Raw genomic sequence first — 9,168 nt, 5'->3', positions numbered from 1 at the left:
TTGCGGATTTGATTTAAAAAATTCATTTTACTCTCAATTGTTATCAGTATCTCTAATATTTTTTCATAATTTGCAGTAAAACTGTTCATATTTAATCGTTTGTTAGACTATTAAATTTAGGTATTTAGCTAATAATGAGCAGCTCCCTTTTTTTATCCTAAATGCACCACGGGTTAATATGCTATGAGGTAACCCTCTATGCGCTTAAATTTAAGCTTTATACCAGCGATATGAAAATTAGAATAAAAATCTTGATTATCTTATACTCAAATAGTGCATTTTTATTTTTTTATTATAAATTGTGTAATTTAGGGGGCTAATTGGTTGATGAAATAGATTGTAATGAAAATAGAACAAATATATACCGGTTGCCTGGCACAGGGGGCTTATTATATAGTTTCTGATGGGGAAGCAGCCATCATAGATCCTTTGAGAGAAGTACAACCTTATTTAGAGAGGTTAAGCGAAGATAAGGCCTCCTTAAAATACATTTTTGAGACGCATTTTCATGCAGATTTTGTGTCCGGACACTTAGACTTAAGACATAAAACAGACGCACAAATTGTATATGGCCCCAAGGCCAAACCTGAATTTGAAGCCATTATTGCAAAAGATGGAGAGATATTTAATATAGGGAAAATAAAAATAAAAGTTTTGCATACACCAGGGCACACCTTGGAGAGTTCTTGTTTTCTATTGATAGATGATGAGGGTATAGAGAGGGCTCTATTTTCAGGGGATACTTTGTTTTTAGGCGATGTCGGGCGTCCGGATCTAGCCCAGGAATCAACAGGGTTTACGAATAAAGATCTTGCGGGAATGCTCTATGACAGTCTGATGACTAAGATTATTCCTTTAGCAGATCATATTATTGTTTATCCTGCCCATGGAGCAGGCTCCGCGTGTGGCAAGAATATGCAGAAAGAAACCCAGGACAGTCTGGGGAATCAGAAAAAAACAAATTATGCACTCAATCAAAAGAATAGGGCGTCTTTTATCCATGCTGTTACAGAAGGCTTAAAACCGCCGCCAGGATATTTTGCGATGAATGTGGAGATGAATAGAAAAGGTTATGAAGAGTTTGATAAAGTACTTCAAAAGGGGTCCAGACCTCTGTCTGTTGAAGCGTTTGAGCAGCTTGCTCAAAGCTCGGAGGCTTTAATACTCGATACCCGATCAGCAGAAACTTTCCATAAATTTTTTATTCCACAATCTATTAATATTGGAATTAAAGGGGAATTTGCCCCATGGGTAGGTACTATGATTGTAGATGTCAACCAACCGATTTTATTAGTCGCTGAAGAGGGAACGGAAAAGGAAGCCATTACAAGATTGAGTCGCGTAGGTTTTGATAATGTATTAGGCTATTTAGAAGGAGGTGTAACCGGGTGGCAGCAGTCTGGGAGACAAATCGATACAATACATCGGATAAGTCCACAAGAGTTTGTACAAATTTATACAGAGGGCGCCAGGGTAATTGACGTGAGAAAAGAGAGCGAGTATGAGCAGGGACATGTGCAGAATTCCTGTAATAAGCCATTGGCGTATATTCACCATTGGATTAAAGAGCTCAACAAAGAGGAGCATTTCTTTCTTCACTGCGCAGGCGGTTATAGAAGCATGATTGCCGCGAGTCTTCTGCAGGCGGGAGGGTATAGAAATTTTACTGAATTAGCAGGAGGCTTTAATCAGATAAAGACGACGGGGGTACCTCTGAGTGGAATATCAAACAAGGATTAAAAATACACTACTTTGCGTATCTTTCATAAAAATAAACGATATGTTCGCTAAATTTAATGAACTTATACATTCTGAAAGACCTGTGCTTATTGACTTTTTTGCTACTTGGTGTCAACCTTGCAAGGTGATGTCATCCGTTCTGTCCTCCGTAAAAAAAAATGTAGGAGACGGAGCGAGAATTGTAAAAATTGATATTGATCAATATCCTGAAATTGCTTCATCACAGGGCGTTAGAAGTGTGCCAACGCTGCTCATCTTTAAAAACGGAGAGCTTTTATTCAGACATAGTGGGTTGATGGAGGTTAATCGTCTGACTGCAGAATTAAAGCAATATATAGAGTAGAAATAGTGCTGAAGTATAAGAGATCTCGAGCATTTATATCGGGATTAGTTACAAGTAGTCTCACTAAGAAATTAAAGTGGTCATCTACATAGATGACCACTTTGGTATTTAGAAATGATAGGAACAGGTGATGGAAAAATTTCTGCCTGGTGATAAGAAGCGTTCAGTATAACCTGAGGTATAGGTGCTTTTATTTAAATATTCTGTATAGGCTTTGTTGAATACATTTTTAAATTGTAAAAAAGCGGTAAAATTCTTGAAAATTTCAACATGCGCGTCTATATTCAAGATGGTGAAATCTTGGGTAGACCTTTCTCCAAATAAAGGATTTACTCTGCGCTGGGATCCTACATATCGTATTTCTGCACCCAATTTGAAACGCTTAAGTTGGCTCTCCATTCGGAATCTTGTATCCAGCGGTGCAATTTCTGGCAGCGGAATACCCTGACTTTTATTTTGTGCATAAGTATATGCAGCTGCCATTTCCGCATTTAAATAGCGCGTGATTTTCCATTGCACAGAACCTTCTATACCTGTCTTATAGGCCTTACCTATATTCGTAAATTCTCTGACCCCTTTGGATCTCATAGAGGTAGGCTTTATCGCCTTTGTGATTTCAGAAGAGATAAAATCTTTTAAGTGGGAATAGAATACGTCTAGCTGTATATTCATGGCAGGATGTTGATAAGAATATACCCAATCCACTTGATAATTTTTCTCAGGCTTTAAATACGGATTTCCTATATACTGGTAGTTGTCATTTCCGAGTGGGAAAAAGTTGATATAGCGTTCCGTAATACTGGCGCTCCTCTCTCCACGGCCTATTAAAATAGAGATTTGTTGGTGCGGATCCAATATTCTATTATAAGATAAGCTGAAGCTGTTGGTGGTTTGGTGAGAAGATAAATGCTCACCATATTTCATCATAAAGAAATGAGTGGGTGTATTAGCGGCAGCATGGGAATAATCCATCCGATAAGAAGCCGTTATTTTATTATGATTCCATTTTCGCTGGAATTCATGAAACCAGCCCATGCGATTGATTTGTCCATTCTGCCACGGGTTATTATGCCCCATAGACATGTGGTGTCCCATGTGGTGGTGCAGAGTCATTCCTTGAGGAATATTTTTTTCCGCATCATGCCGAAAATCTACACCCGAATAGAGCAAATTCTTATCCCATTGCATTTTAAGCTCTGTTCTTCCTCCTGCTGAGGTGCTTTTAATTCTGGAGATCATACTTTTATCTTGAGTTCCCATGGTATGATCTACGGAAGAGAGAAATCCGCTGAGGCTCAAATTCTTTAGAATAGAATTTTGAGGGCGGATATCATGCTTTAGAACATAGAGCCAGGTATTGTCTTTCATAAGGTCCATCATACCAGTCGCAAATTTCACATCTCGGGCTTGGTTAGTCGTGATTTGAGCCGTAGAAAGGTGCTGCTTATTCCAGAGATAGGAAATGCGAGACCCCATATTATATCTTTCAAAAGCTGAAGGTACGCGCTTACCATGACCATCTTTATAATCATCACCTTTCTGATAAGACCCCGATAAATCCCAATTGAATTTTGGTCCAAAGAATCTGGTAAGAATTTCATTTCGGTAGGTCGCCTTATTGCTTTCATATGCAGTCGCTAGCCGTCCGCTAAATTCGGGTTTGGAGGTGAATTCTGGAGCTACACTCACAAAATTGATGCTGCCTCCAAAAGCATTTCCAAATCGAAATTGATAGGGACCTTTATAGATTTCAACTTCTTTTACAAGATTCAGGTTAATTTGGCTGGTGGGAGGGTCCATTCTGCTGGGGCATGCCTGAATGCTGGTGATTGAACCGTCGCTAATAATATTCAGCTGTTCAAACTTAAATCCTCTGAGTACAGGGTCTGTAGCATAGCTGCCTGCAATTTTTCGTCCTCCAATTTCTGGAAGATTATTTAACAAATTCCCCGCATCGTGATCTAAGATGCCAGTAGGGGAGCTCATTATCTTTTTATTGGATTGGTGTTTTATAATGCGTACAATCTCTATATTTTTTGGGATTAAAGAATCTGTAACTTGCCCGAAAATAAGCGGTGAGCTAAGGCTGAAAAATGCAGCCATAGCGATATTTCTATTGGATAACATAGTATCTGAAAATAGGTTAAAAGTATTATAAATCTAGATGGCATATATCCTGAGCTATTCAACAACAGCCCTAATAAGAGAGGATATATTTTAATAAAAAGACAGAAATTACAATACGGGAGGCTTGAGTGGGAGATTTAGAAATCCCAATAAAAGGTGTTGGCTTTCATGTGAGCGCGTTGTTGTAAATAAAGTATTTTCAAGGATGCTGGATGAGTTTATAATTGCGGGTAGACCAATAAACTCGGAGGCGATTTTCAGCCATATGAAATTAGGACTTTTACCCTCTTCCTTTGTGAGCTGGCATTTCCCATTACATTGTAAATCAGAGCGATCTTTATTGATACAGTTTTCAGTATACCAGTCCATATTAAACCTATACTCCACCCAAATCCAGTTTTTTTGTAGGATAAGAATAAAGCAGATAAGACTGATAAAATATGAACTAAATTTAGTCAAAGAAATTAAAGTTGTACAAAATTAGGAATTAATTGTCTTATTTTATGGACAACTAGGCCTGATTTTTATCAAGGGGATATATGCATATTGAAAAACATATCGATTTTTTCAGTCAAATTGACTATTTTTATGCGTTAAAAACATTTTAAAATGCTAGATAGGGAGAATTTTATTCAGGAGATCACAGCAAAATATACATGCGGTGGGGAAAAAATTATACTTGGAAAAGGTATTTTTAATGGAGAAGTGCTTCCTGAAGTAGACGTATATATTCCTTTAAGTACAGTAAATAGACATGGGCTGATAGCAGGTGCGACTGGAACAGGAAAAACAAAGACCTTACAGGCTTTTGTAGAGCAACTTTCTCAATATGGCATTCCGACTATGGTAATGGATATCAAAGGGGATCTCTCTGGATTAGGGGCTGCAGGAGAAAACACGCCCAAAGTTCAGGAGCGTTATTCGAAAACCAAATTGTCGTATCAACCTCAGGCTTTTCCTGTAGAATTTATGAGCATTTCTGATGAAAAAGGGATCAGGTTGAGGGCTACTGTAACTGAATTTGGTCCCGTGTTGTTGAGTAAAATTTTGGGATTAAACGATACTCAGTCCAGTATTATGGCCATTATTTTCAAATATTGTGATGATAAAATATTGCCATTAGTGGATCTGGAAGATCTTAAAAAAGTATTGCAGTATGTAGCCGAAGATGCAGAGGGGAAGGCTGAATTTAGCCGAAATTATGGAAGTATATCTTCTGCTTCCTTAGGGGCTATTTTACGTTCTATAGTAGCTTTGGAGCAACAAGGTGCGAGAGCATTTTTTGGTGAGTTATCCTTTGAAGTAGAAGATTTATTGCAAACCCGAGACGGAAAAGGCGTGGTCAGCATCTTACGGGTTACCGATATGCAGAGTAAGCCTCAGTTGTTCTCTACGTTTATGTTATCATTGCTCGCAGAAATTTACATGAAATTTCCAGAGATAGGGGATACAGCAAAGCCTAAATTTGCTTTGTTTATTGATGAAGCCCACTTGCTTTTTAGCCAGGCTTCTAAAACCCTACTTAATCAAATAGAGACCATTGTAAAGCTCATCCGTTCTAAAGGTGTGGGGATTTATTTTATTACACAGGTGCCTGGTGATATTCCGGAGGGTGTTTTAGGACAGTTAGGATTAAAAATTCAGCATGCTCTAAGAGGTTTTACGGCAAAAGATAAAAAAGAAATTGAGAAGGCCGTTCAGAATTATCCTATCACAGAATTTTATAAAGCTTCAGAACTTATTCAGAATTTGGGAATTGGGGAAGCTTTTGTAACAGCTTTGGATGAAAAAGGTATTCCAACTCCTTTGGTAGACACTTTTTTGATTTCCCCAGAATCCCGAATGGATATTTTAACCCCTCAGGAGATAGATCATCTTGTAGAGAACTCTAACTTGGTACAGAAATATAAAGAATCCGTTAATAGAGAATCTGCTTATGAAATACTGAACGCTAGAATGAACTCAGCAGTAGTAGGAGAGGGGGCTGTTTCGCCCAGAGGAAACGATAAAAAGGAGGCGGGAGTGTTTGAGCAGGTGCTGAAAAGCCCATTGGCGAAATCTGTAGGAAATACATTAGTAAGAGAGGTAACCAATATGGTTTTCGGAATGCTCGGATTGAAAAAAAGAAGATAGCTTGTTCTGAGGATTTAAATTATAATTATAAAGAATTGTATTCAGTTTTAGATATTGAAGGTAACGGAGGTGCTTTTAGAAAGGAAAGTATTATTGAAATCGCCATATATAAATTTGATGGCCGTAAAATAGTAGACCAATTTATATCTTTGGTCAATCCGGAGGGAGATATTTCTCCTTATGTTCAAAGATTAACGGGGATCACGACTAAGATGGTAAAAACCGCGCCGAAGTTTCATGAGATTGCCAAACGAGTTATAGAGTTGACGGAAGATTCGATATTAGTGGGGCATAATGTGGATTTTGATTATAGGATGCTGCGTCAATCCTTTCATCGACTAGGCTATGATTATCATAAACAAACAATAGATACGCTTCCGCTGGCAAAAAAAATGATTCCCGATGAAGAGAGTTACTCTTTAGGTCGACTTTCCAAATCTTTAGGAATCCCATTAACGGATAGACATCGTGCTTCCGGAGATGCCCGGGCTACGGTTGATTTATTTAAAATACTGTTGGCCAAGGATCAGGAAAAAAAGATTATACAACATTATAAGGAGTCTAAGATTTCATTTCAGCTTAATCAGAAAATTAAGGAACTTACCGAGTTTCTGCCATCTGAAAAGGGGATTGTTTATTTTCAGAATGCGAATAGTGATATTCTACATAGAGATTATGCGCCTAATATTTATCGTATGGTCACTAAAATTTTTCAATCCCGAGCCCATAAATGGGAGAAATTGAAAGAGGAGACTACAAAGATTTACTATGAATTTACCGGAACCGAAACTATAGCGAGGCTCATGATGCTGCAGACCACTAAGAAAAAAATTACGGTATTGCCTTTTGGCTTTTACTATAAAAACGGGAGATATGTGGTGGAAAGAACGAAGGAAAATAGCGGAGAACTGATCAGGTTTCAGTCCTTTTCTCAGGGGCAGCGGGTACAGAAGTTTGTAGAGAGCCAGGAACGATTCCAGGATGATCCTAAGACGTTGAGAGACTTTCTCTCACTTGAAGGTCGTAATGAAATATGGATTTCAGAAGGCCGGACTAAAAGTGAAAAATCCTTTTTAGTCTTAGAGGATGGAAATCTTACAGCTTATGGTTTTTACGACCTTCATCATCAGATTAAGTCCCGTAGTAAATTGAATAAGCTAAAAAATAAAATTCATATAGTAAATTATTCAATATATAACGAATTAAAATTATCTTTGCTGCGAAGTGATTATGAGATTATAAATCTCCCGACCACATGAGAAGATAAGTGATATACAGTAGGGTATAAATCGATATGAAAAATCAAGAATTATTAAAAATTGCAGAAGAATACGGTACTCCCGTATATGTTTACGAGGTTGAAAAAATCCGAGAACAATATAAAAAGCTTACAGAATCGTTCGATGACAAGACCAGATTTTTCTATGCTGCAAAAGCATTGACCAATATTAATATTTTAAAATATATACAGGCGTTAGGAGCCAATATCGATTGTGTTAGTATTCATGAGGTAAGCTTGGCCATTAAAGCTGGCTTTACCCCAGACAGAATTTTATTTACACCCAATTGTGTAGATATTACCGAGATTGAAACAGCGATGCGACTCAGGGTGCACATCAATATAGATAATATTTCAATTTTGGAGCAATTTGGCAATAAGTATGGAGATACATATCCCGTATTTGTGAGAATTAATCCCCATATTCTAGCGGGTGGAAATTATAAAATTTCCACTGGTCATATAGATAGCAAGTTTGGAATCTCCATACATCAGTTAAGACATATACAGCGTATTGTAAAAACCACAGGATTAAAAGTTGAGGGATTACATATGCATACCGGCAGTGAAATTAAAGATATAGATGTTTTTATTCAGGGCTTGGAGATTATGTTTCAAATGTTAGAGTATTTCCCTGATATTAAATATATAGACATGGGAAGTGGTTTCAAAGTTCCTTATCAGCAGGGAGAGCTGGAAACCGATGTTAAAAGCTTAGGTAAAAAAGTATTAAAAGCGATAACTGCCTTCAAAAAAGAATCTGGAAAAGATTTTGAATTGTGGTTTGAGCCCGGTAAATATTTAGTGAGTGAAAGTGGTAGTTTCTTGGTAAGCGCTAACGTAATCAAGCAAACCACCGCCACTGTTTTTGTGGGAGTTAACTCTGGTTTTAACCATTTAGTACGCCCTATGTTTTATGATTCCTATCATAAAATTGAAAACCTCTCCAATCAAGTAGGGCCCGAGCGTATTTATACCGTGGTCGGCAATATATGTGAGACCGATACCTTTGCTTGGGATAGAAAGATTAATGAGGTGAAAGAAGGGAATGTTCTGGTATTGCGGAATGCAGGTGCTTATGGTTTTGAGATGAGTTCTAATTTCAACAGTCGTCTAAAACCTGCGGAAGTAATGTTTATGAAAGGAAAAGCTCACCTTATCCGAAAGAGAGAGGTTTTTGAAGATCTCCTAAAGAATCAAATAGAAGTATTGTAAAATTATAACAACCAAATTTATATAAAAATCTAAATTTTTAAAACCTAATCAAAATTATTAAAAGATGAAAAAAAAATTAAAAACAAGCAGTCAGTTTTACAATGAACTGAGGAGTTATACTCGTCCTGAAGTAGACTTTACCTTTATAGAAATGGAGGAGAAAATTGCCACGGGATCAGCTATTATTGATCCAGGAAGACCCACACCAACAGTAGATCAGCAGTGGGATAGACAACCTGATTTAAGTGAAGATGGCGATTGGTAAGATTTCTAAATCAATTTCTGATACAATTTAATTTTTAAATTAAAAAAACAACGAACAAATTTAGAT

General features: G+C 37.3%; 7 protein-coding genes. 6 read left to right on the top strand and 1 reads right to left on the bottom strand.

Translation table 11 applies throughout. The annotated features are described in order from the left end of the window. The first annotated feature begins 342 nt into the window (after positions 1-342). Together GNY06_RS04725 and trxA are read left to right on the top strand one after the other, a co-directional pair. Positions 343-1,740: an MBL fold metallo-hydrolase gene (locus GNY06_RS04725; protein ID WP_166519027.1), complete on the top strand. Its 1,398-nt coding sequence runs from the start codon at positions 343-345 to the stop codon at positions 1,738-1,740. Between the two features lie 40 nt (positions 1,741-1,780). After that, positions 1,781-2,083, top strand: coding sequence for a thioredoxin (gene trxA / locus GNY06_RS04720; protein WP_166519026.1), 303 nt, complete (start codon positions 1,781-1,783; stop codon positions 2,081-2,083). A gap of 108 nt (positions 2,084-2,191) precedes the next feature. Here trxA and GNY06_RS04715 read toward each other — a convergent pair whose 3' ends face one another. Next, entirely contained in the window at positions 2,192-4,210 is a 2,019-nt protein-coding gene (locus GNY06_RS04715; protein ID WP_166519025.1) for a TonB-dependent receptor, read from the bottom strand. 609 nt (positions 4,211-4,819) lie between these two features. Here GNY06_RS04715 and GNY06_RS04710 point away from each other — a divergent pair. The 4 genes from GNY06_RS04710 (at position 4,820) to GNY06_RS04695 (ending at position 9,102) form a co-directional block, all read left to right on the top strand. Next, positions 4,820-6,343, top strand: coding sequence for a helicase HerA-like domain-containing protein (locus GNY06_RS04710; protein ID WP_166519024.1), 1,524 nt, complete (start codon positions 4,820-4,822; stop codon positions 6,341-6,343). Between the two features lie 35 nt (positions 6,344-6,378). Next, complete coding sequence (locus GNY06_RS04705) at positions 6,379-7,602, top strand: 3'-5' exonuclease (protein WP_166519023.1); 1,224 nt, start codon at positions 6,379-6,381, stop codon at positions 7,600-7,602. Between the two features lie 35 nt (positions 7,603-7,637). Beyond that, entirely contained in the window at positions 7,638-8,837 is a 1,200-nt protein-coding gene (gene lysA, locus GNY06_RS04700; protein WP_166519022.1) for a diaminopimelate decarboxylase, read from the top strand. 64 nt (positions 8,838-8,901) lie between these two features. Next, on the top strand, positions 8,902-9,102 hold the full coding sequence (locus GNY06_RS04695) for a hypothetical protein (protein ID WP_166519021.1): 201 nt from the start codon (positions 8,902-8,904) through the stop codon (positions 9,100-9,102). Positions 9,103-9,168 lie beyond the last annotated feature (66 nt).

This window comes from Elizabethkingia argenteiflava (genome assembly GCF_009904105.1).
In the GTDB taxonomy this organism is placed as follows: Bacteria; Bacteroidota; Bacteroidia; order Flavobacteriales; family Weeksellaceae; genus Elizabethkingia; species Elizabethkingia argenteiflava.
Note: the sequence above shows the minus strand (reverse complement) of the source record. Positions and strands in the feature narration are given on the sequence as shown.